Source organism: Streptomyces davaonensis JCM 4913, from assembly GCF_000349325.1.
Classification (GTDB): domain Bacteria; phylum Actinomycetota; class Actinomycetes; order Streptomycetales; family Streptomycetaceae; genus Streptomyces; species Streptomyces davaonensis.
In genome coordinates this window covers 4,662,034-4,687,100 of the sequence record NC_020504.1, presented here as the reverse complement: position 1 = coordinate 4,687,100, position 25,067 = coordinate 4,662,034, and the positions used below count along the sequence as shown (strand labels likewise).

The window sequence follows — 25,067 nt, the reverse complement described above, 5'->3', positions numbered from 1 at the left end:
CCTCAACTCAACTGCTTATGACAGCATTCTGTCATTACAGCAGCATGCTGTCAATGACCCTGCCTCCGAAGGGCGGTGTCGACAACCTGTCGCGGAAACCCCCGTCCCGCAGACAGGACGCCGATATCGCTTCCGCATCGCGGACATTTACCCTCGGCCGCATGACCCCTCAGCCAAACCCCGAGGTCGGCGCCGCCGTGAAGGCCGCGGACCGCGCGCACGTCTTCCACTCCTGGTCCGCGCAGGAGCTCATCGACCCGCTCGCCGTCGCCGGCGCGGAGGGGTCGTACTTCTGGGACTACGACGGCAACCGCTACCTCGACTTCACCAGCGGGCTCGTCTACACGAACATCGGCTACCAGCACCCCAAGGTCGTCGCCGCGATCCAGGAGCAGGCGGCGAGGATGACGACGTTCGCGCCGGCCTTCGCGATCGAGGCGCGCTCGGAGGCGGCCCGGCTGATCGCCGAGCGGACCCCCGGCGACCTGGACAAGATCTTCTTCACCAACGGCGGCGCCGACGCCGTCGAGCACGCGGTGCGCATGGCCCGGCTGCACACGGGCCGCCCCAAGGTGCTCTCGGCGTACCGCTCGTACCACGGCGGCACCCAGCAGGCCGTGAACATCACCGGCGACCCGCGCCGCTGGCCCTCCGACAGCGCCACCGCCGGTGTCGTGCACTTCTGGGCGCCGTACCTCTACCGCTCCCGCTTCTACGCCGAGACCGAGGAGCAGGAGTGCGCCCGGGCGCTGGAGCACCTGGAGACGACGATCGCCTTCGAGGGGCCGTCGACGATCGCCGCGATCATCCTGGAGACGATCCCGGGCACGGCGGGGATCATGGTGCCGCCGCCGGGCTATCTGGCCGGGGTGCGTGAGATATGCGACAAGTACGGGATCGTCTTCGTCCTGGACGAGGTCATGGCCGGGTTCGGGCGGACCGGTGAGTGGTTCGCGGCGGACCTGTTCGGCGTCGTACCGGACCTGATGACCTTCGCCAAGGGTGTGAACTCCGGGTATGTGCCGCTGGGCGGGGTGGCGATCTCCGGGGCGATCGCGGAGACCTTCGGGAAGCGGGCCTACCCGGGCGGGCTGACGTACTCCGGGCATCCGCTGGCCTGTGCCGCCGCCGTCGCGACGATCAACGTCATGGCGGAGGAGGGCGTCGTCGAGAACGCGGCGCGGCTCGGTGCCTCCGTCGTGGAGCCCGCGCTGCGGGAGCTGGCCGAACGGCACCCGAGCGTCGGCGAGGTGCGCGGGGTCGGCATGTTCTGGGCCCTGGACCTGGTGAAGAACCGGGAGACCCGGGAGCCGCTGGTGCCGTACAACGCGGCCGGTGAGGCGAACGCGCCGATGGCCGCCTTCGGTGCCGCCGCGAAGAAGCACGGGATCTGGCCGTTCGTGAACATGAACCGCACGCATGTCGTGCCGCCGTGCAACGTCTCCGAGGCGGAGCTGAAGGAGGGTCTGGCGGCGCTGGACGCGGCCCTGTCCGTGGCCGACGAGTACACGGAGTAGCCGTCAAGAGCCGTTGCAGTGGCCGCTGCTGTGGCCTGGGTCACCCACGAGCGACCCCGTAGGGCGAACGCGTAAGGTGGCGTGCTCGTAGAAGTACGTGTACGCCATCCCGCGTCACCCCGCGACGAGGAGACCCTCCGACCATGCCCGGCCCCACCGGCAACGGTGCCGTGACCCGCAGCACCCTGCGTCAGCAGATCGCGGACGCGCTGCGGGACGAGGTGCTGGCCGGGCGGCTCCAACCGGGGCAGGAGTTCACCGTCAAGGAGATAGCCGAGCAGTACGGCGTCTCCGCCACCCCCGTGCGCGAGGCCCTGGTCGACCTGGCCGCGCAGGGGCTGCTGGAGGCCGACCAGCATCGGGGCTTCAGGGTCCACGAGTACTCGTTCGACGACTACCGCGGCATCATCGAGGCCCGCAGCCTGGTGACGGACGGCATGTTCAAGGCCCTCGACGACGGCCACATGGGCTACTCCGAGCCCGGAGATCCCCGTACCGCCGCCGCGCTCGCCGGTGTCCGGCGCCGTGGCGAGGAGGCCCAGCGCGCCGCCTGCGCCGGTGACCTGACCGTCCTCATAGGCTATGACCTGCGCTTCTGGCGCGAACTCGGGGCGCTGTTCGGCAACCCCTACCTCGCCGACTTCCTGCACCGGCTGCGCGTGCAGTCCTGGGTCTGCGCGGTCCAGCATCTGCGGCTGTTGACCGATCTGCGCGGGGAGCTGTGGTCCGGACATACCGAGCTGGTCGACGCCCTGTCCCGCCGTGACATCCGGGCCGCGCGGTCCATCATCGCCGCGTACAACACCCACTCCCTCACCCTGATCGGGCGTCTCGCGTCCTGAGTGTCGGGGTATGGGACAGGCACCATCCGGCCCACGACCGGTACTGGGGGGTTTCACCCCGGGCCGTACCGATTACTCTTCCATTCCCGTCGCACTACGCCGAGCTAGGCGAGGAGTCCTCTTTTGGCCTGTGACCTGTGGCTGGTACCGCTCGTGGATGTGTTGTGCCACACCCCCGACAACCCGTTCGCCGAGGAACTCGCGCAATACAACAAGGTGCTCGCCGAGGCCGGGCTCCCGCCGGTGCCGGTGTACCAGTACATGCCGGGCCTGTCCGGCGAGGTCGCCCCGGTGGCCGGGTTCGACTACGACGCGCTGCACTTCCTGCGCCGCGCCTACCTCCTCCAGGTGTGCGGCCTGCCGGTGACGCCGGTGGACGAACTGGGCGGCGACTACGAGCAGCTCCTGGAGATGTTCGAGGGCACGGCCCAGCAATCCCACCTGGTCTGGCACTACGACCACGCGGGCGCGTACGTCCCCGTGGACTTCCCGCACCCCCTCTCCAGCGACGAACTCCTCGCCGGCGGCGGCCCCTTGGGCTCCTCCCAGACCCTCCTCAGGGAACTGGAATTCGTGGCCCCCTCGATCGGCATCGACCCTGCCAACCCACCGGCGGCCCCCCAACCACCCCTCGCCCCGACGGAGTTGGAAGAACCGGCCATCCCCGCCCCGTACGACCCGAGCCCCTTCGCCCGCGAACGGCACGTGTGGCTGGGGCTGCATGCGGCGGCTACGCGGAGTCTGGCGCAGGGGTCGATGATCATCTTCAGCTGAGCGGGCCATCGACTGCGGAACTCTGCGGCCTGACCTGGGATTTCCGTACCTCCGAGGCTCTTACTGGACACCCTGGACGGTCTGTAAGACTGTGGGTCCGTCGTAGGGGGCGTTTCGGGGGAGGGGCCTGGATGGATCAGTTGGGGCCGGGGGATCCGCAGCGCATCGGTGCTTATCGGCTCATCGCGCGGCTCGGGGCCGGCGGTATGGGGCAGGTGTATCTCGCGCGGTCCGAGCGGGGGCGCACCGTCGCGGTGAAGCTGGTGCGGGCGGAACTTGCCGTGCAGGAGGAGTTCCGGGCGCGGTTCCGGCAGGAGGTGCAGGCCGCGCGGGAGGTCGGCGGGTACTGGACGGCGCCCGTGCTCGACGCCGACACCGAGGCCGCCGTGCCGTGGGTGGCCACCGGCTATGTCGCCGGGCCCAGCCTGGAGCGGGTCGTCGGGCACGACCACGGGGCGCTGCCCGAGCGTTCGGTACGGATCCTCGCCGCCGGGCTCGCCCACGCGCTCACCGACATCCACGCCGCCGGGATCGTCCACCGGGACCTGAAGCCGTCCAATGTCCTCGTCACCATCGACGGGCCGCGCGTCATCGACTTCGGTATCGCGCGGGCCCTGGAGACGGTCGCCGAATCCGGCCTCACCCACACCGGCGCGCTCGTCGGCTCGCCAGGGTTCATGGCGCCCGAGCAGGTGCGCGGTGACCGCATCACGCCCGCGTGCGACGTCTTCTGCCTCGGCTCCGTCCTCGCCTACGCCGCCACCGGCCGCCTTCCCTTCGGCGCCGGGGGCAGCGGTGTGCATGCGCTGATGTTCCGCATCGCCCAGGAGGAACCGGACCTGGAGGAGGTGCCGGAGGGCATCGCCGACCTGGTCCGCGACTGCCTGCGCAAGGACCCGGCGGCACGACCGACTCTCGCCCGCATCCTGGAGCACACCGGCGCGGAGGACACCGTCTCCGACGGCCGCTCCCGCGACCCCTGGCTGCCGAGCGCGCTGGTGGCCCAACTCGGGCGCCATGCGGTGGGGTTGCTGGACGCCGAGGATCCGGTGGGCGACGGGGCGACCGAGGTCGGTGGCAGTGATTCGGGGGCGCCCGAACCGGTGGGGGGAGGCGCGCGGGGTGAGGGGTCGCCGGAGCATGCGGCCGCCGCCGATGACGCCGGGACCGTGCGGCTCGGGGGCCTGCCGGTGGGGCCGCCCGCTCCGGGGGAGCCGGGGGTGGGCGGGCCCATGGGGCACCTTCCCACGGTGACGGCGGGGCCGGGGGAGACACCGCCGCCGATGCCTGCGGCGCTGCCGGGTGCGCCAGGTGCTCCGGGTGGCCCGCAGGCCGGGGCGTTCGGCGCGCCCGTGCCTCCGGCATCCGCTCACACCGCACCGCCCCATCCGGGTCCCGCCCATCCGTCGTACGGCTATCCCCACCCCGCCTACCAGGCCCCGCCTGCCTCCTACTCCACCCCGCCCTACGGCTCCACTCCGCCGTACGGTCCTCCTGTCCCGCCGCCGGAGACCTCGCGGCGCAACGGCCGTTCCACCGCGCTGCTGCTCGCCGTCGCGCTCGTCGTGGCGGTGGCCGCCGGAGGGTCGGTGTACGCGCTGATGAACGGGTCCGACGACGACGGCACCGAGGGCCGCGGCACCGACGGCACGCCCACCGCCTCCCCGCAGTCCAGCGCGCCCGTGACCCCGGGTCCGACGACCGGTGACCCGAGTCCCGGCGACTCGTCCTCCGCGCCCGCGGACGGTGCGATCCCCACCGGCTACCTCGGCACCTGGTCCACCGCCCTCGACAACGACGCGGGCCATCACACCCGCCGACTCACCATCCGGCAGGGCGAGGTGGGCGACACCGTGCTCTCCCTCGTCGCGGACGGCACGGACTACCACTGCGTCTTCCAGGCGACACTGACCCAAGCGCCCGCCGGGGACGGCCCGTTGGCGATCGGCCCGTCCACCGTCACCGTCGGCGAACCTGCCTCCTCCTGCACCCCGGGCGCCGCGACGGAGCTCACGCTGCTCGGGGACGGCACGCTGGAGCGGGTGAACACCGACACCGGCGAGAGGCTGACGTACGCCAAGGAATGACCAACTCGTCGTACTTCATGGCCAGTTGAATGCTCGGCGAACATCTGCGGACGGAAACGGAATCCCTCACCCCCCGAACATAAGGTGTCCGCACAATTGTCCGGCTCCAGGGAGCGGCGGGGGCACCCGATGGAGTTGTTGAGCGCAGAGAACGTCGTGGCCGTGGCGACGGCGGTGGCCGGCATCGTGGCGTCGGCCGTCATGGTCTGGTACGAGCGCCGGGTGCCGCGGCGCAAGCGGATCGGTTACCGCGTCCAGATGGACAACCCCATCGGCGACGACGTGACCTCCGGCCGCGCCAATGTCCGGCTCGGCCTCTTCGACGAGGCACCCGGGATGCACCAGGCGACCCTGGTGCTGCTGCGCGTCGAGAACGACGGTTCGCAGGGCATCGGCCACGAGGACTACACGAGCCGTGAACTGCACGGCCTGACCGTCCAGTTCACGGACCGCAGCATCCGCGGTGTCTCCGTCACCCAGCCGCCCGGCACCGACCATCTGATGAGCCACTTCACCCCGCACGCGGGCTTCGGCTACGACAACGGCGGCAACACCCTGCGCATCCCGCGCGTCCCGCTCAACCGGGGCGAGCACTTCAAGCTGCTGGTGCTGCTGTCGGGCGGTGACGTCGGCCGGGACATCCGGCTGATCGGCGGTATCCGCGACGGCGAGGTGCACCCCAACCGCAGCGCGACGCCGGACGACAAGCCGCCGCTGTTCAGCCGTGCGGCCCGGCTGATCACCATCATGCTCACGGTCTCGGTCCTCACCCTCTCCACGATGGTCGTCGTCCGCGACGACACCCCGCCGCTCGGCTGCGAGAAGGGCACGCTGACGATCACCGGTTCGACGGCGTTCGCGCCGGTCGTACGGGACCTGGAGAAGGACTACGAGAAGGACTGCGAGGGCGCCGAGATCACCGTGGAGGACCGGGGAAGTTCGGCGGGGGTGGGCGAACTGGCCGCGCTGAAGGGCGAGTCGGGAAGCCGCCGGTCGTCGATGATCGCGTTCCATGACGGGGCGAGCAAACGAGCGGGCGATGAGCTGACGCCCCAGCCCATCGCCGTGTCGGTCTTCACACTCGTGGTGAACGACAGCCTGAAGCTCCCCGCCGGCGGACTCTCCCTCGCCGACGTCAGAAGCGTCTACGCGGGTGAGATCGACTACTGGGACGAGCTGGACCCGAGCCTGCCGCACTGGCGGGTGGTCCTGGTGAGCCGCGACGCGGACTCCGGCACCCGGCAGGTCTTCCAGGACCAGGTGCTGGGCGGCGCCTGGGAGGGCGTACCGAGCACCTCCCTGGACTGCGACATCCAGGCCGACCGCTCGGCACCGGTGCGCTGCGAACTGGACTCCACGGAGGAGGTGCTGGAGAAGGCCGCGGCGATACGGGGCGCGATCGGCTACAGCGAGCTGAACCTGGCGACGGGCCGGCCGGACGTGGTCAAGGTCCCGTTGGAGGGCGCGACGGCATCGGTGGAGGCGATCGAACGCCCGCGAACCCCCTACCCGTACTACGGGGTGGAGTACGCCTACACCTACGGCGACCCCCAGGGCGGCACCCTCGCGGGCAGCTTCCTCGACTACATAAGGGACCACGGCGAAGCGGGCATCCAGGACCATGACCACGTCCCCTGCACGACCCCGGAGGGCGAACGCCTGTGCGGAGGTACGGGCTGATCGTCAGCGCGGCTCCGGCGGGCGCTGGCGGGGCATGTTCGGGCGGGCCGTGCCGCCGGGGGGCATCGGGAAGCGGCCGTGGACGACCGTTCCGTCCTGGCGGGCGCCGCCCGTCACCGCACCTTGGATGCCCATGGGTGCCGAACCCGTGCGGAACTCCACCATCCAGTCCGCCGTCTCCGTGCGCACCAACTCCGTCACGTCCTCCGAGAACCGCCGCAGCACCCCGAGACACCGCTCGGTCGCCTCGCTCGCCGTCCCCTCCGCGGGCCCCAGAACCTCGCGCACACTCTCCGACGCCCAGTCGAACTGGAGAACCTGAAGCCGCCGCTGCACCGCCTGCGCCGTGGCCACATCCCTTATCCACCCGGACGTGACCCCGAAGAACCGGTCCACCCCCACACACGCGACCGCCAGCAGTAGCGCCAGATACCCCCACGGGGCCACCCCGCCCATCACCCCGGTCAGATCCAGCAGCGGCAGCGCGGCCCCCGACACCGCCCCCACCGCCGCACCCCCGCGCAGCGCCTGGGCCCCCCGCCGCTTCCACACCCGGTCAGCGAGATACCAGGCCGCCGTGTCGAGCGCCCCGCGCTCCACCCACTGGTACAGCTCGTCCAGCCGCACCGCGGGCTCACCCCAGTCACCGAGCGGAAACGCCCGCCCGGTCAGATCGCCCGGCGGATACTCGGGCTGCATCTCCGGCTGACCCACCCGGCACTCCCTACCTGGTCCGACCGATCACATTCCGTGACGCCTGCTGCTGATGCGCCGGACCCTTCCTACCGCCCAATGGGTGGCGAAGGGATGCCTTTCGCCGCTTTTCCGCTCGGAAGTGGCCCTTGATCAGGTATAGGCCTCCCATTCGCCTCACTCGAAAGAGTGCCGGGGCGATGCCTGCGCCGACCACGTAGGCTCGTGCCGAACGGGAAAATCAGTAGGGAATACGGGAAGAGGAGCTGATCGTGATCCCCGGTGGTGGCCAGCCCAATATGCAGCAGCTGCTCCAGCAGGCCCAGAAGATGCAGCAGGACCTGGCGAACGCCCAGGAGGAACTGGCGAGGACCGAGGTCGACGGCCAGGCGGGCGGCGGCCTGGTCAGGGCGACCGTCACCGGCGCCGGCGAACTCCGCGCCCTCAAGATCGACCCGAAGGCGGTGGACCCGGAGGACACCGACACCCTCGCCGACCTGATCGTCGCCGCCGTCCAGGCGGCCAACGAGAACGCCCAGACCCTCCAGCAGCAGAAGCTCGGCCCGCTCGCCCAGGGCCTCGGCGGCGGCATTCCCGGCCTGCCTTTCTAAGACAGCGGTGGGCCCTCTACCGTACGTAGTGAAGGAACCCCAGGAAGGACGGCAGTCCGTTGTACGAAGGCGTGGTTCAGGACCTGATCGACGAGCTGGGTCGGCTGCCCGGCGTCGGTCCCAAGAGCGCGCAGCGGATCGCCTTCCACATCCTCCAGGCGGAACCGACGGACGTACGGCGCCTCGCGCAGGCCCTCATGGAGGTCAAGGCGAAGGTCCGCTTCTGCGCGACCTGCGGCAATGTCGCCCAGGAAGAGTTCTGCAACATCTGCCGGGACGCCCGCCGCGACGCCTCCGTCATCTGTGTGGTGGAGGAGCCGAAGGACGTGGTCGCGATCGAGCGGACCCGTGAGTTCCGCGGCCGCTACCACGTCCTGGGCGGCGCGATCAGCCCCATCGAGGGCGTGGGCCCCGACGATCTCCGTATACGAGAACTTCTCGCGCGGTTGGCCGACGGGACGGTCACGGAGCTGATCCTGGCCACGGACCCGAATCTGGAAGGCGAGGCCACGGCCACGTACCTCGCCCGCATGATCAAGCCCATGGGCCTCAAGGTCACCCGCCTGGCCAGCGGCCTCCCGGTGGGTGGGGACCTGGAATACGCGGACGAGGTCACACTCGGCCGCGCCTTCGAGGGGAGACGACTCCTAGATGTCTGACGCCACGCTGCACGCGACGACGCAGGACCCGGACGACTTCGTGGTCCAGATCGCGGACCAGGTAGAGAGCTTCCTCGTAGCAGTCACCGAGGTGGCGAAGGGCGACGAGCCGGAATCGGCGATCCCCTTCCTGCTGCTGGAGGTCTCCCAGCTGCTGCTGGCCGGCGGTCGCCTGGGCGCGCACGAGGACATCGTCCCCGAGGAGCGCTACGAGCCCGACCTGGGCCCGGAGCCGGACGTCGACGAACTCCGCGAGCACCTCGCCCGCATCCTCGACCCGGTGGACGTCTACTCGGAGGTCTTCGACCCCTACGAGCCCCGCAAGGCGCCGGTACCCGCCCGGATCTCCGACGACCTGGCGGATGTCATCACCGACCTGCGCCACGGCATGGCCCACTACCGCTCGGGCCGCACCACGGAGGCCCTGTGGTGGTGGCAGTTCTCCTACTTCTCCAACTGGGGCTCCACGGCGTCGGCGACTCTGCGGGCGCTTCAGTCCGTCCTCGCCCACATTCGCCTGAACCAGCCGCTCGAAGAACTCGACGGCCTGGACACCGACCAGTCCGTGGGCGACGACACCCTCGAATTCGAGGCGGGCAAGGTCATGGCCGAGGAGATCGCCGGGCCGCTGGGGATCCGAGAGCTGAAGTAGTTTCGGGGCCTGTTCAAAGGCCCCACAGGCCCTTCGTCACGGCCGTGACCCCGCCCGCAAGGGCCAGTGACAGTACGAGCAGACGGGCCCGCTTCTCCGGTGTTCGGGAGGCGAGCCCTCTGCCGATCAGCCCGCCCGCGCCCATCGCCGCGACCACCAGGGCCCACCGCGTCCCGCTCAGCTCCGGCGCCCCGTTCGAGGCCACGGAGAAGGTGTTGACGACCACGCCGTAGAACATCGCGTTCGGTACGAACTCCCGTACCGTCCAGCCCGCGTTGAGGGCGTACAAGGAGACCGGCGGACCGCCCACCCCCGCCGCCGAGTTCATGAACCCGCCCGCCGCACCGGCGACCACCGCGCCGCGCTTTCCGCGCAACGCCGGCAGCCGGGCGCCGCGCATGACGAGCAGTACGGCCGCGGTGACCAGTCCTCCCATGACCAACAGGAGCCAGGGCTCGGGGAGTTGCCGGGTCATCCAGGTTCTGGCCGGCACCGTGCACGCCGCTGCCGCGCAGAGGGGGAGCATCGCGTGCGGGCGCACTCGTCGCCATCCACCCGCCAGGCCCACGATGCAGATCGCCCCGGCCGCGCAGTTGGCGAGGACCACCCCCTGGGCCGGGCCCAGCAGCAGGATCAGAGCCGGTACCGAGACCAGCGCGAAGCCCATGCCGGTCAGCCACTGGACGGACGAGCCGAGCAGCACGATCCCCGCCAGGAGCGCGTCGCCCGCCCATCCGTTCGTCGTCATGGCTCGGCATCCTCCCCGGAACCCCCACCACCCGGCCACCGGCGGCGCGATGATGGCCGTATGGCAGTTGGGGCGAAGGCGCTGATGTGGACGGGGATCGGGCTCTGTGTCGCGGGAGCGGCGGGGCTGGTCGTGGGCGGCGCACTCGATGTCGACGCGGCGGATCCCTGGGCGAGCGTGGCCGGGGGAGCGGCGGGACTGATCGGGCTGGCGCTCGCCGTGTACGCGTCCTTCCGGGGCTCTTCGGAGTCCGGTGGGGGGACGTCGGTGACGGCTAGCGGGGCGCGGTCGATTGCGGCGGGCGGGAACATCGGCAGTGCGTCGACGGGAGATGGGGCGTCGGGTGGCTCGGGGGCGGCGCCCTCATCCCCTTCCTCCGGTGCTCCGCAGGCTGCCCGGAACGTCACGGCCTCCGGCGATCGGTCCATCGCCGCCGGGGGTGACATCGGCTCGGCATCGACGGGTGACTCCTGATGAGTGCGTCGGCGGAGGCGTCGGGGGACCGGTCGATCGCCGCGGGGCAGTCGATCCAGCAGGCGGTCAGTGGGGACGCCTCGGTCGCGATGTACACCGAGAAGTCACTGGCGTTGCCGGCGGAAGCCTTCGTGATGCCCGAGTGCGCGCCCGAGGCGCTGGTCAATCTGCCCGACAAGGCGGCGCTGTTCGTCGGACGTGACCGCGAACTGGAGTTGCTGGACGCGGCGTTCAGGGCGACCGGTGGCGTCGTCGTACAGGCGGTGCACGGCCTCGGCGGCATCGGCAAGTCGACGCTGGCGGCGCGATGGGCGGCGGGGCGGACGGGGTCGTACAACCCGGTGTGGTGGATCACCGCCGAGACCCCGGCCGACCTCGACGCGGGCCTCGCCGATCTCGCGGCGGCCCTCCAGCCCCCGCTGCGGGACGTCCTGTCCCGGGAAGCCTTGCGGGAGCGGGCCGTTCAGTGGCTGTCGGCGCGGGACGGGTGGCTGCTCGTCCTGGACAACGTGTCCGACCCGGCGGATGTGAAGCCGCTGCTGGGGCGGGCGTCGGGCGGGCGCGTTCTCATCACGTCGCGGCGGGCCACGGGGTGGCAGGGGGTGGCCGAGCCGGTGCCGCTCGATGTCCTTGAACTGCCGGAAGCGGTCGAGCTGTTCGGCCGTATCCGCCGAGAGCAGGGTGAGGACACCGAGGGTGTCGCCGAGCTCTGCCGGGAGCTGGGGTGTCTGCCGCTGGCCGTGGAACAGGCGGCGGCCTACTGCGCGGAGGCGCGGATCTCGGCGGGGCGGTACCGGGAGTTGCTGGCCGCGTATCCGGCGGAGGTGTTCGCGCAGGCGGCGGAGGGGACCGACGCGGGTCGTACGGTCGCCCGGGTGTGGCGCGTGACGCTGGACCGGTTGGCGGACACGCCGCTCGCGGTGGAGATCCTCCGGTTGATCGGGTGGTGGGCGCCGGACGGGATTCCGCGTGCGTATCTGAAGGGGTTGGGCAGCCCGGTCGAGGTGACCGATGCGGTACGGCGGTTGGTGGCGTACAGCATGATCACTCTGCACGAGGACGAGACGATCTCGGTGCATCGTCTGGTGCAGGCGGTGGCGCGGGGGGAAGGGGTGGACGCCGCCCACAGGTCTGCCCGTCTGCTGATCAACGCCGGCGACGAACTGCGGGATGCTGCCGCGGAGTTGGGATGGCTGACACACCTCGAATCCCTGGCTTCGTACGTCGTCCCGGAGGCCGACGGCGAAGACGAGATCTGGTTGATCAACCTGGGCGGGGTCAGATACGTCCATCTCGACATCACCCGCGCGCTCCAGTTGCATGAGCGAGTCCTGGCGTCGGCCGAACGGGCTCTCGGGCCTCGTCACGAAGTCACACTCACCGTGCGGGGCAGCGTGGCTCGGTCCTATGGGTACGCCGGTGAGCACGAGCGCGCGATCGGGCTGTTCGAACGGAACCTCGCGGATCACGTACGCAGGTATGGCCGTCGGCACCCGCAGACCTTTGCTGCGAGGGCCGGGCTGGCCGATGCCATGCGGCTGGCGGGACGTCTACAAGATGCTTTGCGGCTGGCGAACAAGAACGCGAAGAAGGCCGAACGGGTACTGGGCTCCGACGACGTCACAGCGCTGCAAGCCTGGTCGCGCTGGGTCCATGTGTTGGGTGACCTGGCCGAGGAGGATGCCGGCCGCTATGCGACGCAGGCGCGTGACGCCACCGAGAAACTGCTGACCAGGGCGACGGCGGTCACGGGCAGGGACAGCAACCTCAGTCGAGGCCTGCGACAGAGCCTGGCATTCGCCAGGCGCAGAGCAGGCGACGGCGTGGGAGCCGCAGCGATGTACGGCGAATACGTCGAGAGCCACATACGAGTCAGCGGCGCCATGGACAGGTACACGCTGAGAGCTCGCGAGGGCTTGGCCCATTTCCACTGGAAGACCGCGCACAACCCGACCCGCGCCCGCGAAGTACTCCTCCCCCTCCTCGCCGACTGGGAGAGCCTGGTCGGTCCAGACGCACCCCAAGTCCAAAAGCTCCGCCAGGACTTCGCCGACTTGCTGAACCCACCCCCCGGATCACAGTCGAACTCAGTGCTTGAAACTTAATGAACAGAGGCCGGTTGTGACGCTTGGCACTTTTGCCGGAGTGGTTCTCCGGGCATGCGCTGACCTGGGCGCCGGGATCTCACCATGCGATACCGCGAAGGTGAAATTCTTGCGCTCGTTAAACTGAGCCGACACACACGGACTGAGCGAGGAGCGCACGTGGGCCTTGTCGTGCAGAAGTACGGAGGCTCCTCCGTAGCCGATGCCGAGGGCATCAAGCGCGTCGCCAAGCGGATCGTGGAAGCGAAGAAGAACGGCCACCAGGTGGTCGTCGTCGTTTCCGCGATGGGCGACACGACGGACGAGCTGATCGATCTCGCCGAGCAGGTATCTCCGATGCCCGCCGGGCGTGAGTTCGACATGCTGCTGACCGCCGGAGAGCGTATCTCCATGGCGCTGCTGGCCATGGCGATCAAAAACCTGGGTCACGAGGCCCAGTCCTTCACCGGCAGCCAGGCGGGCGTCATCACCGACTCCGTCCACAACAAGGCGCGGATCATCGATGTCACGCCCGGCCGGATCCGGGAGTCCCTGGACAAGGGCAACATCGCCATCGTCGCCGGGTTCCAGGGCGTGAGCCAGGACAAGAAGGACATCACCACGCTCGGCCGCGGTGGTTCCGACACCACGGCCGTCGCCCTGGCCGCCGCGCTCGACGCCGAGGTGTGCGAGATCTACACCGACGTGGACGGTGTGTTCACCGCCGACCCGCGTGTGGTGAAGAAGGCGAAGAAGATCGACTGGATCTCCTTCGAGGACATGCTGGAGCTGGCCAGCTCCGGGTCGAAGGTGCTGCTCCACCGCTGTGTGGAGTACGCCCGTCGCTACAACATCCCGATCCATGTGCGGTCCAGCTTCAGCGGACTCCAGGGCACGTGGGTCAGCAGCCAGCCGATTCAGCAAGGGGACAAGAAGGTGGAGCAGGCCATCATCTCCGGTGTCGCGCACGACACCTCCGAGGCCAAGATCACGGTCGTCGGCGTGCCGGACAAGCCGGGCGAGGCCGCCGCGATCTTCCGCACGATCTCGGACGCCGAGATCAACATCGACATGATCGTGCAGAACGTGTCCGCCGCCTCCACCGGCCTGACGGACATCTCCTTCACCCTCCCCAAGGCCGAGGGCCGCAAGGCCATCGACGCCCTGGAGAAGAACAAGCACGGCATCGGCTTCGACTCGCTGCGCTACGACGACCAGATCGGCAAGATCTCCCTGGTCGGCGCGGGTATGAAGACCAACCCCGGCGTCACCGCCGACTTCTTCACCGCCCTGTCCGACGCGGGCGTGAACATCGAGCTGATCTCGACCTCCGAGATCCGTATCTCGGTCGTCACCCGCGCCGACGACGTCAACGAGGCCGTACGCGCCGTCCACACCGCCTTCGGTCTCGACTCCGACAGCGACGAGGCCGTGGTCTACGGAGGCACCGGGCGCTGATGGCCCCTCAAGGACGACCGACGCTCGCGGTCGTGGGAGCGACCGGGGCCGTCGGCACGGTCATGCTCCAGATCCTGTCCCAGCACGCGGACATCTGGGGCGAGATCCGTCTGATCGCCTCGCCGCGCTCGGCCGGCCGCAAGCTGGCCGTGCGCGGCGAGGAGGTCGAGGTGGTGGCCCTGGCGGAGGAGGCCTTCGACGGGGTCGACGTCGCGATGTTCGACGTCCCCGACGAGGTCGCCGCCCAGTGGGCGCCGATCGCCGCCGCGCGCGGCGCGGTGGTCGTCGACAACTCCGGCGCGTTCCGGATGGACCCGGACGTGCCGCTGGTCGTCCCCGAGGTCAACGCGCACGCGGCCCGGATGCGGCCGCGCGGCATCATCGCCAACCCCAACTGCACGACCCTCTCGATGATCGTGGCCCTCGGCGCGCTGCACGCCGAGTTCGGCCTGCGCGAGCTGGTGGTCTCCTCGTACCAGGCGGTGAGCGGTGCGGGGCGGGCCGGGGTGGAGACCCTGCGCGAGCAGCTGGCCCTGGTCGCCGGCACCGAGCTGGGCACCAAGCCCGGTGATGTACGGCGGGCCGTGGGCGAGAACACCGGGCCGTTCCCGGAGCCGGTCGCGCTGAACGTCGTCCCCTGGGCCGGTTCGCTGCGCGAGGACGGCTGGTCGTCGGAGGAGATGAAGGTGCGGGACGAGTCCCGCAAGATCCTCGGGCTGCCGAAGCTGCCCGTGGCGGTCACCTGCGTCCGCGTCCCCGTGATCACCACGCACTCCCTGACCGTGCACGCCCGCTTCGAGGACGAGGTCACCGTCGCCCGCGCCCGGGAGATCCTCGCCACGGCCCCCGGAGTCGTCCTCTTCGACAACCCCGAGGCGGGGGAGTTCCCCACGCCCGCCGATGTGGTCGGCACCGACCCCACCTGGGTGGGCCGGGTGCGCCGGGCCCTGGACGACCCGACTGCGCTCGAACTCTTTGTGTGCGGGGACAACCTGCGCAAGGGTGCGGCGCTGAACACCGCGCAGATCGCCGAGCTGGTGGCGACGGAGTTTTCGTGACGGAGTTTGCGTGACGGGGGCCGTCGGCGGGAAAACTCCGGGACCTTCCCCGAATCGTTTGTAGGATCTACATCAGAGATGTGAGCCGGATGATGGTCCGTACCACTTGATCAGGACCTCTTCGGCGTTCGAAGATTTCCTCCCCGTCCTCCGCAACCGCGCGGAGGGCGGGGAGCGTCTTTGCGGTCGCCCTTCGGCGGGCGTGGGGCGCGTTTTTCGGGCGTGGGGACGCCATGGGCAGGGCGTGGGGACGCCCGTTCATATGGGACATAGGGGAAGAGCGGGACGCATGAGTGCATGTGAGGCGCCATCAGCCGTGCTGCCTGACGCAAAAGTGACGTCCGGCACGTACAACCCTCTCGGGGGGAAGCGTGTCCAACTGGCGTGGCAGAGGTACTCGACTTCCCTGCGGCGACGCGCGGCACGGCCCTACGGCCGCCGCGCCCCTACCGCCGAACCCGCATGCCCGGTACGCCCGGCGGCATGCCGGTGATCGCACCCATGCCCGCAGCGCGGCCCGCCCGCATCCCCAGTCAGCGCGACGGCTCCGAGTACGTCGAGGAAGCCGCGGCCGCCGGTACGACGGTCGACCACCTCACCGAGACCTACCGCGCCCACTACCGGTCGCTGCTGGGTCTTGCCGCGCTTCTCCTCGACGACACGGCCTCCTGCGAGGACGTGGTCCAGGAGGCCTTCATCCGCGTCCACTCGGCCCGCAAGAGAGTCCGCGACCCCGAGAAGACGCTGGCGTACCTGCGCCAGACGGTCGTGAACCTCTCCCGCTCGGCCCTGCGCCGCCGCATCCTCGGCCTGAAGCTCCTGTCCAAGCCGATGCCGGACATGGCGAGCGCGGAGGAGGGCGCCTACGACCAGCTGGAGCGTGACTCCCTGATCAAGGCGATGAAGGGCCTTCAGCGACGGCAGCGCGAGGTGCTCGTCCTGCGCTACTTCGCGGACATGACCGAGGCCCAGGTCGCCGAGACGCTCGGCATCTCCCTGGGTTCGGTCAAGGCGTACGGCTCGCGCGGCATCGCGGCGCTGCGGGTCGCGATGGAGGCGCCGGCATGAGCGGGGACCACGACGAACGGCGGCGTCATGTCCGGGGGGACGACCAGACGCCAGAGCAATCGCACGCTGGGAAAAAATCTGTGAACGACGGCAGGGCCGGCCAGGGTCCGAACGGGGCCGAATCCGACGACCTGGATCTGCGGGGGACGGCTGCGGCCGACGCGGAGGGGTCGGGCCTTGACGGGCTGGAGCGGCTGAGGGCCGAGGTCGAGGGCTCGGGCGAGCCGGACGCGCGCGGTGCCGGTGGCCGAGGTCCGGCGCGTTGGGGCTCTGACGGCTCCGGCAAGCGGGACGCTCGCGAGACTGCGGCCGCGCCGAAGAGCGGCGGTGCCGCTCCGGCAGGGGCCGGGCTCGGCGTGGACGAGCTGGACCTGCGGCAGCTGCTGCACGACGTGGTGCAGGAGATCGAGCCGCGCGACGGCACGCTGGAGCATCTGCGGCGGGCGGTGCCCGCACGGCGGGCGCGCAAGCGGCAGGCGCTGGTCGGCATGGCGGCCGCGGCGCTGTTCGTCGGTACGGCGGTCCCGGCACTGGTGCACGTCTCCAACACGACCGGCCCGGGCGCCAACCCCTCGGTCGCGGGACACGGCACCCAGGCACAGGGCGGCGCCAGCCAGGGCGTGGACCCGGACAACGGCAAGAGCTCCTCCGGCGGTTCCTCGGGCACGACCGAGGAAGGGGGCAAGGAGAACGAGCAGAAGGAGAACGACGGCAAGGACAACGGCGGCGGCGACGGCTCGGGCGGCTCCGCTGACCCGGAGGCGACGACCGAGACGGGCGCGGCCGTCTGTACGGCGGAGCAGCTGGCGGTCGCCGCGGCGGGCGCGGACGCGCCGGACGCCGTGGGCGCTGTCTACGGAACGTTCCGCTTCACGAACTCCTCGCTGGCCGCCTGCACGGTCACGAACCCAGGCTCGCTGAGCCTGGTGCCGGGCGGCGCGGCGGACGCCACGAAGCTCTCCGCGGCCCGCCACATCTCCGGTGACCCGGCGGCGTCCCTCCCGGACCCGTCCGTGGAACTGACGTCGCTGCTCCTTCAGCCGGGCTCGGCCTACGAGGTGAAGTTCGCCTGGGTCCCCTCGGAGACCTGCCCCACGACGGGCGAGAACTCCGGCGGCACGACGGGCGGCGAACCCAGCCCCGACCCCACCCCGTCGGACAGCACCGGCACCACGGGCGGCACCTCGACCGGCACCGACACCGGCACCTCCACCCAACTCCTCACCGAGGACGGCACGGCCGACGGCACGGTGACGGTGACCAACACGGCGGAACCGGGCGCGCCCGCGGCGCAGACGACCATCTCGGGGGCCTGCGCGGGCACGGTGTACTGGACCGGGGTGCTGGCGGGGGCGTAGTCCCACCTGCTGCCGCTGCGGGCAGGGCCCGGGGTTCAGACCCCGACCGGCTCCGAGTCCTCCCGCTCCACCAGGCCCAGCTCCGCGTCCCGTGCGAACTCCACCTCGCGGCGCAGCAGGCGGAACCACATGAAGACCACGAAGCCGGCGAAGACGAACCATTCGCCGGTGTAGCCGAGGTTCTGGAATGCCTTCAGGTCCAGCCCGGAGTCCTGGGTCGCACTGACCGGCACGGCCTTCATTCCGGCGTCGCCCTCGTTCAGGGTCACCCACGCGTCGTACACGTCGTACGGCACGAGGTTCACCAGCGACGCCGCACTGATCGCCCCGGTCTGCCCCTGGGGCCACCCGCCACGCCCGGGCACGCCGTTCTCCCCGGGCTGCTCGGAAGCCTGGAGCGCTCCGGTGACCGTGACCTCCCCGGCAGGCGCGTCCGGCACCTCCGCGGCATCCGCGTCCCCGGGCAGCCACCCCCGGACCACCGGAAGCGCCTCACCCCCGTCGATCCGCAGCAGCGTCAGGACGTAGAACCCCTGCCGGTCGTCCAGCTCCCGGTCCGGCACGAGGAACTGCTCTCCGTACCGCCCGGTGGCCGTGACCTGCTCGCCCAGCGTCGCCTTGTCCACGGGCAGCATCTCGGCCACCGGCCGAGCCGCCTCCCGCTTGTCCGACGCGGCCTCGGCCTGCGCCCCGCGGTGGCTGTCCACCCGCTCCTCGAACCGGCTCAGCTGCCACGACCCCATGAAGACGCAGAAGGGGATGGCGAGCAGCACGAAGACGTTGATCCCCCACCAACGGGGCGTCAGCAGAAACCGGTACACGCCTCCCACGGTACGGCCAGCCCCGTCACCCCGGTCCCGCGGGGGTCAGAACCGCTCGGTGAGATGGGCCCGATTCGCGGGCGGCTCGTACGGGTCGGGCCAGAAGTCGGTAACCGCGGTGATCCGCCCGGACCCATCACCGGTGAAGAAGGAGATCCCCACATTCACCTCGTCCCCGAGCGTGAACCGTATCCACGACACCGCCTGCCCGTCCTCGGCGACGATCCGCTCCACCCGCACATGCCAGTCACCGGGGAACTCCCGGTTGAAGCGCACATACGCCTCCCGCCCCCGCACCCGCTCCCGGCTCAGCGGCGCTTCGTACGCCACATCCTCCGCGAGCGTCCCCGCGAACGCTTCCCAGTCACGGGCCTCGGCGGCGGCCCAGAACTCCTCGACGGTCTTCCGCAGCTCGGTCATGCCCAGCAGTCTGCACCCGGCCACTGACAACGGCGGCGGCCGGCGGAGTTCATCCACAGGAGCTGAGTTATCCACAGGCTGAGGACGGAACCAGCACGATGTCGGCGATGCCAGGCACTATGGGGCCATGACTGAGAGCAACGGGTCCGCCGCGCCGGATCAGCAGGAGCAGAACCGGTCCATGCCGGACTGGGAGAAGCGCTTCAGGGCGCCGCGGGTGTCCCTGCCGGACTGGGCGGAGGACGCCCCGGACCGCTCCCTGTTCGTGTCGAACGCGACGGGGACGTACGAGCTGTACGCCTGGGACCGCGCCACCGGCGAGCAGCGCCAGGTGACGGACCGCCCGAACGGCACCACGGACGGCGTGCTCTCCCCGGACGGCGCCTGGATCTGGTGGTTCGACGACAAGGACGGCGATGAGTTCGGCGTCTGGCGCCGCCAGCCGTTCGCGGGCGGCGAGGACGAGCTGGCCACCCCGGGCCTCGACCCCTCCTACCCCGCGGGCCTCGCCCTCGGCCGCGACGGCCGTACGGCGATCGTGGGCCGCTCGACGGACGACGAGGGCACCACGATCCACCTCGCGCGCCTCAACGAACCCCCGGCGGAGCTCTACCGCCACCGCGAGTCCGCGGGCGTCGGCGATCTCTCCCACGACGGTTCGCTGATCGCCGTCGAGCACACCGAGCACGGCGACGCGATGCACTCCGCGCTGCGCGTCCTGCGCCCCGACGGCTCCGCGGTCGCCGAGCTGGACGACACCAAGGGCGGCACCGAGGAGCTGGGCCTCGAAGTGCTCGGCTTCGCCCCGGTCGACGGCGACACCCGCCTGCTCGTCGGCCACCAGCGCCGCGGCCGCTGGGAGCCCCTGGTGTGGGACGTGGCCACGGGCGAGGAGACGGACCTGGTCCTGGACCTGCCGGGCGATGTGAGCGCCGAGTGGTATCCGGACGGCTCGGGCCTGCTGGTGGCGCACAGCCACGAAGCCCGCAGCGAACTCTTCCGCTACGACCTCACCAGCCACGACCTGACGAGGATCCCCACCCCGCAGGGCACGGTCTCGGGCGCGACGGCCCGCCCGGACGGCACGGTGGAGTTCCTGTGGTCCTCGGCCGCCCAGCCGTCGACGGTCCGCTCGACGACCGGCGAGATCGTCCTGGACCCGCCGGGCATGAAGTCCCCCGGCTCGGTCCCGGTGGAGGACGTCTGGGTGGACGGCCCCGGCGGCCGGATCCACGCCCTGCTCCAGAAGCCGGCCGGGTCCACCAGCCCGCTCCCCACGGTCTTCGACATCCACGGCGGCCCGACCTGGCACGACAGCGACGCCTTCGCGGCGGGCCCGGCGGCCTGGGTGGACCACGGCTACGCGGTGATCCGGGTCAACTACCGCGGCTCGACCGGCTACGGCCGCGCCTGGACGGACGCCCTGAAGCACCGCGTCGGCCTGATCGAGCTGGAGGACATCGCGGCGGTCCGCGAGTGGGCGGTGACCTCGGGTCTCGCCGATCCCGACCGGCTGATCCTGACCGGCGGCTCCTGGGGCGGCTACCTCACCCTCCTCGGCCTCGGCACCCAGCCCGACGCGTGGACCCTGGGCATCGCGGCGGTCCCGGTGGCCGACTACGTCACGGCGTACCACGACGAGATGGAGGCCCTGAAGGCGATGGACCGCACGCTCCTCGGCGGCACCCCGGAGGAGGTCCCGGACCGCTTCGAGGCGTCGTCGCCCCTCACCTACGTGGACAAGGTGATGTCCCCCGTCTACATCTCCGCGGGCGTCAACGACCCGCGCTGCCCCATCCGCCAGATCGACAACTACGTCAAGCGCCTCGAAGCCCGCGACGCCGTCCACGAGGTCTACCGCTATGACGCGGGCCATGGCTCCCTGGTGGTCGACGAGCGCATCAAGCAGATCCGCCTGGAACTGGACTTCGCGGCCCGCCATCTGAACGCCTGAGAGAGCCCGGGGGCAGGGGCGGCCGACCGGGGACGCCCCGCCCCCACGCTCGATCAGCCGCCGAGTACGGGTGACCCGTACTCGCGACTCCGCCGTCCCAGCAGCTCCGCCAGCCCCCGCCGCGTGGCAGCCAGCACCACCCTGTCCTCCGCGCGCAGCACATACGTGTCCGGCAGATCCCACACCAGCCCGGACCCCCCGCCCTGGGCGCCCGCGCCTCCGTCCGCCGGACCGGAGCCGGCCGCACCCGCCCCCGCTCCCGTCGCCGTGTCCAGGGCGAGCACCCGCCAGGCCCCGGCCCGGAAGGCCTCCCCGACCGTCCGCCCCTCCAGCTGAGGGTGCCCGCCGACCTCCACGGACGCGAACAGCAGCACCCGCCGCTCGACCGGGATCGCGCCCAGGATCTGCCGCCCCAGCATCGCCCCGGCGAACGCGGGCGCCGCCAGATGCGTCACGCTCCGGCTCCGCGTGGAAGCGGAGGGGTGCGCGGCACGCAGGGTGCGGTACACGGCCGTGGCGAAGTCGTCGTCGTAGAGCCGCAGGACGACGCGCAGATCGGGCCTTACGGACCGGGCCGCGAGCACGGCCTCCAGGTTGGTGGTGTCCACGCTGGTCACCGCGAGCAGCGCGCTGGCCCGATGGACCTTCGCGGCCTCCAGCACCCCTTCCTGGGTGACGTCCCCCAGCACCACCGGCACCCGCAGCCGCCGGGCCGTGGCCAGCCCGCGGGCCTCCGGATCGGCCTCGACGCACACCACCGGGATGTGCAGCTCGCGCAGCCGGGTCAGCACCCGCGTCCCGATCTTCCCCAGTCCGAGGAGCACCACATGCCCGCTCAGTCCCCGAGGGGGTTTGCGCAGCGCGGAGGCGCTCCGGAAGGTGCCCAGCGCCTCCAGCACCGCGGCCAGCAGCACCGGCAGCAACAGCAGCCCGAGCAGTCCGGAGGCGAGTTGGAGCAGCTGACGGCCCGTGGACTGGTTGAGCGCGGGCTCGTTGATCGCGAAGAGATCGAGGAGCGTCACGTACGTGGCATGCAGCGGATGGTCCCCGGTGACCACCGTCAGCGCCACGGCCAGCGCGAAGACACAGCCCACCAGACCCGCCAGGGACCACCGCAGCCGCCGCGAGAACAGGGACGAGAACGCGGGCACGACCCCTCGCCCGCCCGACATCGAGGGCCCGGAGTACGACACCTGCTCCAGTACGACGGCCCCCCGTCCCCGCGCCTGACGCACAGCCGCCTCGTCGGGGAGCAACTGCGGCCCCTCCTCGTCGCCTTCCGAGCCACCACCGCCCCCCGGCGCGGACAGCAGCGCCAGCGTGGCAAGACCGGGATCCGCCACCTCTCCGCGCCCGCCCGGCTGCCGCTCCACCGCCCGCAGCAATAACCCGTCGGTCTGTACGACCTTGCTGGTACCGACGAGCGCGGTGGCGACCAGCGCGGGAGCGGCGGTGTCGGCGTCGGAGAGGACCGTGGTGGAGGCGTCGACGCTTCCCGAGGAGGCGCTTCCGGCGGAACTGGTCGCCAACGCGGCGGCCTGGTCGAGCAGTTCCTCGATGTGCTGGCCCAGCCGCCGGTTGTAGAGCCGCAGCACCAGACGCAGCCGGGGATTGATCCGGCGCGCGGTGAGAGCGGCGCGGATATTGGTCTCGTCGTCGTCATAGACGAGCGCGAGCGCGGCCGCCCGCTCCACACCGGCGTCCGCCAGCACCGCCTCGGTGACCTCGGCGGCCTCGACGAGCCGCTCGCTCTCAGCCGGCGTCCCGTTGTGGCCCGCGGCCCGGCTCACGGCGGCGCTGACCATCCGGTCCAGCAGCGCGGCCGACGCGGCCCGGGCCCGCCCCACCACCGGCGGCCGTACAGCCCGCTCGGCGGGCGGCACGACGAGCGTGACCTGTTCGCCGTAGACCCCGCGCAGCTCGGCGGCGAGCCGGTGCGCGAGACCGTCGTCGCCGCACACCACCATGTGCGCCGGGGGCGCACCACCCGGCTGACCCTGACTCGGAACGCTCACCACGAGGGAAAAGACTGCCTCAACGAGACGGGTGGTTCCAGCAACCACCTGAACAATGCACGCCAACTCCCCGTATGAAAGGGGAGGAAGACCGGCAAGCCCGCACCGGAGGGACGCGACCACCCGTGGCGACCACCACCAGAACCCCGTCCCCCGACGAGGAGGCCGAACCCCGGCCCCCCGGCCAGGAGGCCGAACCGCGCCCCAACACCACCCCCCTCGCCTTCATCACGCTCCTCGTGCTCGCCGTCCTCCTCCAGAACCCCCTGCGCGGCGCCCTGTCCGCACCGGTGATGCAGAGCTGGACGACGGTGTTCGTGGCGGTGGTGATCCAGGCGCTGCCGTTCCTGGTGCTGGGCGTGCTGCTCTCGGCGGCGATCGCGGTGTTCGTGCCCGCGTCGTTCTTCGCCCGCGCCCTGCCAGGACGCCCCGCTCTCGCGGTCCCGGTGGCGGGCGCGGCGGGCGCGGTCCTGCCGGGCTGCGAGTGCGCGTCGGTCCCGGTGGCGGGCGCGCTGGTCCGCCGCGGAGTCACCCCGGCCGCGGCGCTCGCCTTCCTCCTCTCCGCCCCCGCGATCAACCCGATCGTCCTGACCTCGACCGCCGTGGCCTTCCCCGGCAACCCCGAAATGGTCCTGGCCCGCCTGGTCGCGAGCCTCCTGGTGGCCTGCGCGATGGGCTGGCTCTGGCTGCGCCTCGGCCGCACAGACTGGCTGCGCCCACCGGCTCGTTCGTCCTACGACGGCCAGGGCCGCGCCGCCGCTTTCTGGGGCTCGGTCCGGCACGACGTGCTGCACGCCGGCGGGTTCCTCGTGGTGGGTGCGATGGCGGCGGCGACCCTGAAGGCGGCGGCACCGGAGAGCTGGCTGCGCGACCTGGCGGCCAACCCGGTGGCGGCGGTCCTCGCCCTGGGCGTCCTGGCCGTACTGCTGTCGATCTGCTCGGAGGCGGACGCGTTCGTGGCGGCCTCGCTGACCCACTTCTCCCTGACGGCCCGGCTCACCTTCCTGGTCGTGGGGCCCATGGTCGACCTGAAGCTGTTCGCGATGCAGGCGGGCACCTTCGGCCGCGCCTTCGCCCTGCGCTTCGCCCCGGCGACATTCGTCATGGCGGTAGTGGTCTCGACGGCGACAGGGACGGTGCTCCTGTGAAACCCGCGACTCACCAGGCCCAGGCGGCCCTGCTCTTCCTGCTCGGCGCCTCCCTGCTCCACGCGGGGACGACCGACCTCTACCTCCGCTACGTCAAGTCCGGCCTGCGCCCGCTGATTCTGCTCGCCGGGGCCGTCCTGATCGCGACGGCACTGGCGACGGTCTGGTACGAGCGCAAGAGCACCCACCCCCACACTCACCGGGAGCCCCGGATCACCTGGCTCCTGTCCCTCCCCGTCCTCGCCCTCATCCTGGTCGCCCCGCCCGCCCTCGGCTCCTACAGCGCCGTACGCACCGGAACGGCCCTGCAACAGCCGTACGGCTACGCGGACCTGCCCACCTCCGGGACCCTGCGCCTGGCCCTGACGGACTACGCGGCCCGAGCCGCCTACGACGAGGGCCGCACCCTGAGAAACCGTCAGGTGGAGATCACGGGCTTCGTCGCCACACCCCGCTCAGGCCCGCCCTACCTGGTCCGGATGACCCTCAACTGCTGTGCGGCGGACGCCCAGCCGGTGAAGATCGCCCTGACCGGCGAGGTCCCGCCGGTGCTGCGCCCCGACACCTGGCTGCGCGTCACCGGCACCTACACCCCCGGCACCACCGAGGACCCGGTGAACGGCGCCCCCATCCCGTACCTGAAGGTGACGGAGGCGACCCCGGTGACGGCCCCGAAGGACCCGTACGACGAGACATGGAACAACTAGCGGGACTCAGCGGGACTCGGCAAGGGTGTGCGCGACCAGAGCATTGGCATGGCCGTGCCCCAGGCCGTACTCGGACTTGAGCCAGCCGACGAGTTCCATGTGCTTGCTGAGCGGCGAAGCCCGGATGAGCTCCTTCCACTCCTCGACGGGACGGCCGTACTTCTTCTCGATGGAGGGGAAGTAGCCGGCGGGACCCTTCACGGCGGCGGTCATGTCGACGATCTCCTGTCGGCGTAGGC

General features: G+C 71.1%; 23 protein-coding genes. 17 read left to right on the top strand and 6 right to left on the bottom strand.

Features of this window, described 5'->3' with window-relative positions; translation table 11 throughout:
- Positions 1 to 161: 161 nt before the first annotated feature.
- The 5 genes from BN159_RS20560 (at position 162) to BN159_RS20540 (ending at position 6,900) form a co-directional block, all read left to right on the top strand.
- Positions 162 to 1,517 (top strand): aspartate aminotransferase family protein, encoded by a 1,356-nt coding sequence (locus BN159_RS20560; RefSeq protein ID WP_041819590.1) that lies wholly within the window; start codon positions 162 to 164, stop codon positions 1,515 to 1,517.
- A gap of 143 nt (positions 1,518 to 1,660) precedes the next feature.
- Complete coding sequence (locus BN159_RS20555) at positions 1,661 to 2,359, top strand: GntR family transcriptional regulator (RefSeq protein WP_015658915.1); 699 nt, start codon at positions 1,661 to 1,663, stop codon at positions 2,357 to 2,359.
- Positions 2,360 to 2,482: 123 nt separating this feature from the next.
- Complete coding sequence (locus BN159_RS20550) at positions 2,483 to 3,133, top strand: hypothetical protein (protein WP_015658914.1); 651 nt, start codon at positions 2,483 to 2,485, stop codon at positions 3,131 to 3,133.
- Between the two features lie 131 nt (positions 3,134 to 3,264).
- The gene (locus BN159_RS20545) at positions 3,265 to 5,220 is read left to right on the top strand and encodes a serine/threonine-protein kinase (RefSeq protein ID WP_015658913.1); all 1,956 of its coding nucleotides are present in this window, start codon (positions 3,265 to 3,267) and stop codon (positions 5,218 to 5,220) included.
- 129 nt (positions 5,221 to 5,349) lie between these two features.
- Entirely contained in the window at positions 5,350 to 6,900 is a 1,551-nt protein-coding gene (locus BN159_RS20540; protein ID WP_015658912.1) for a PstS family phosphate ABC transporter substrate-binding protein, read from the top strand.
- A 3-nt stretch (positions 6,901 to 6,903) separates the two neighbouring features.
- Here the strand turns inward: BN159_RS20540 and BN159_RS20535 are convergent, their stop codons facing one another.
- Positions 6,904 to 7,614, bottom strand: coding sequence for an SLATT domain-containing protein (locus BN159_RS20535; RefSeq protein WP_015658911.1), 711 nt, complete (start codon positions 7,612 to 7,614; stop codon positions 6,904 to 6,906).
- Between the two features lie 251 nt (positions 7,615 to 7,865).
- Between BN159_RS20535 and BN159_RS20530 the strand changes: the two genes are divergently transcribed.
- Genes BN159_RS20530 through BN159_RS20520 form a run of 3 tightly spaced genes read left to right on the top strand, consistent with a single transcriptional unit; the run spans position 7,866 to position 9,515 of the window.
- A complete protein-coding gene (locus tag BN159_RS20530) occupies positions 7,866 to 8,204 on the top strand; it encodes a YbaB/EbfC family nucleoid-associated protein (RefSeq protein ID WP_015658910.1) in 339 nt (112 codons plus the stop codon).
- Between the two features lie 59 nt (positions 8,205 to 8,263).
- Positions 8,264 to 8,863, top strand: a complete 600-nt coding sequence (gene recR, locus BN159_RS20525; protein ID WP_015658909.1) for a recombination mediator RecR — start codon at positions 8,264 to 8,266, stop codon at positions 8,861 to 8,863.
- Positions 8,856 to 9,515: a DUF5063 domain-containing protein gene (locus BN159_RS20520; protein WP_015658908.1), complete on the top strand. Its 660-nt coding sequence runs from the start codon at positions 8,856 to 8,858 to the stop codon at positions 9,513 to 9,515. Before recR ends, BN159_RS20520 begins: the two co-directional genes overlap by 8 nt.
- Positions 9,516 to 9,528: 13 nt before the next feature.
- On the opposite strand, the gene BN159_RS20515 is transcribed toward BN159_RS20520, so the two are convergent.
- A complete protein-coding gene (locus tag BN159_RS20515) occupies positions 9,529 to 10,263 on the bottom strand; it encodes a sulfite exporter TauE/SafE family protein (protein WP_015658907.1) in 735 nt (244 codons plus the stop codon).
- A gap of 60 nt (positions 10,264 to 10,323) precedes the next feature.
- Here BN159_RS20515 and BN159_RS20510 point away from each other — a divergent pair, with 60 nt between their 5' ends.
- The 6 genes from BN159_RS20510 to BN159_RS20485 all read left to right on the top strand — a co-directional run bounded on the left by BN159_RS20510 (position 10,324) and on the right by BN159_RS20485 (position 17,763).
- A complete protein-coding gene (locus BN159_RS20510; RefSeq protein WP_231905633.1) occupies positions 10,324 to 10,737 on the top strand; it encodes a hypothetical protein in 414 nt (137 codons plus the stop codon).
- A complete protein-coding gene (locus tag BN159_RS42890; protein ID WP_015658906.1) occupies positions 10,737 to 12,842 on the top strand; it encodes a tetratricopeptide repeat protein in 2,106 nt (701 codons plus the stop codon). Before BN159_RS20510 ends, BN159_RS42890 begins: the two co-directional genes overlap by 1 nt.
- A gap of 159 nt (positions 12,843 to 13,001) precedes the next feature.
- Complete coding sequence (locus BN159_RS20500; RefSeq protein ID WP_015658905.1) at positions 13,002 to 14,279, top strand: aspartate kinase; 1,278 nt, start codon at positions 13,002 to 13,004, stop codon at positions 14,277 to 14,279.
- A complete protein-coding gene (locus BN159_RS20495; RefSeq protein ID WP_015658904.1) occupies positions 14,279 to 15,337 on the top strand; it encodes an aspartate-semialdehyde dehydrogenase in 1,059 nt (352 codons plus the stop codon). Before BN159_RS20500 ends, BN159_RS20495 begins: the two co-directional genes overlap by 1 nt.
- A gap of 384 nt (positions 15,338 to 15,721) precedes the next feature.
- Positions 15,722 to 16,405, top strand: coding sequence for a SigE family RNA polymerase sigma factor (locus tag BN159_RS20490; protein ID WP_078598841.1), 684 nt, complete (start codon positions 15,722 to 15,724; stop codon positions 16,403 to 16,405).
- A complete protein-coding gene (locus BN159_RS20485; RefSeq protein WP_015658902.1) occupies positions 16,402 to 17,763 on the top strand; it encodes a hypothetical protein in 1,362 nt (453 codons plus the stop codon). The genes BN159_RS20490 and BN159_RS20485 overlap by 4 nt, the downstream gene beginning before the upstream one ends.
- A gap of 35 nt (positions 17,764 to 17,798) precedes the next feature.
- Here the strand turns inward: BN159_RS20485 and BN159_RS20480 are convergent, their stop codons facing one another.
- Both BN159_RS20480 and BN159_RS20475 read right to left on the bottom strand, forming a co-directional pair.
- The gene (locus BN159_RS20480; protein WP_041819587.1) at positions 17,799 to 18,584 is read right to left on the bottom strand and encodes an SURF1 family protein; all 786 of its coding nucleotides are present in this window, start codon (positions 18,582 to 18,584) and stop codon (positions 17,799 to 17,801) included.
- 45 nt (positions 18,585 to 18,629) lie between these two features.
- On the bottom strand, positions 18,630 to 19,004 hold the full coding sequence (locus BN159_RS20475) for a nuclear transport factor 2 family protein (RefSeq protein ID WP_015658900.1): 375 nt from the start codon (positions 19,002 to 19,004) through the stop codon (positions 18,630 to 18,632).
- A gap of 127 nt (positions 19,005 to 19,131) precedes the next feature.
- Between BN159_RS20475 and BN159_RS20470 the strand changes: the two genes are divergently transcribed.
- The gene (locus BN159_RS20470) at positions 19,132 to 20,958 is read left to right on the top strand and encodes a S9 family peptidase (protein ID WP_015658899.1); all 1,827 of its coding nucleotides are present in this window, start codon (positions 19,132 to 19,134) and stop codon (positions 20,956 to 20,958) included.
- 53 nt (positions 20,959 to 21,011) lie between these two features.
- On the opposite strand, the gene BN159_RS20465 is transcribed toward BN159_RS20470, so the two are convergent.
- Positions 21,012 to 22,925, bottom strand: a complete 1,914-nt coding sequence (locus BN159_RS20465; RefSeq protein WP_015658898.1) for an NAD-binding protein — start codon at positions 22,923 to 22,925, stop codon at positions 21,012 to 21,014.
- A gap of 173 nt (positions 22,926 to 23,098) precedes the next feature.
- On the opposite strand from BN159_RS20465, the gene BN159_RS20460 reads away from it, so the two are divergent.
- A complete protein-coding gene (locus BN159_RS20460) occupies positions 23,099 to 24,121 on the top strand; it encodes a permease (protein ID WP_015658897.1) in 1,023 nt (340 codons plus the stop codon).
- Positions 24,118 to 24,828 (top strand): TIGR03943 family putative permease subunit, encoded by a 711-nt coding sequence (locus BN159_RS20455; protein ID WP_015658896.1) that lies wholly within the window; start codon positions 24,118 to 24,120, stop codon positions 24,826 to 24,828. The genes BN159_RS20460 and BN159_RS20455 overlap by 4 nt, the downstream gene beginning before the upstream one ends.
- A gap of 6 nt (positions 24,829 to 24,834) precedes the next feature.
- Here the strand turns inward: BN159_RS20455 and BN159_RS20450 are convergent, their stop codons facing one another.
- Positions 24,835 to 25,041 (bottom strand): DUF4287 domain-containing protein, encoded by a 207-nt coding sequence (locus BN159_RS20450; protein WP_015658895.1) that lies wholly within the window; start codon positions 25,039 to 25,041, stop codon positions 24,835 to 24,837.
- Between the last annotated feature and the right edge of the window lie 26 nt (positions 25,042 to 25,067).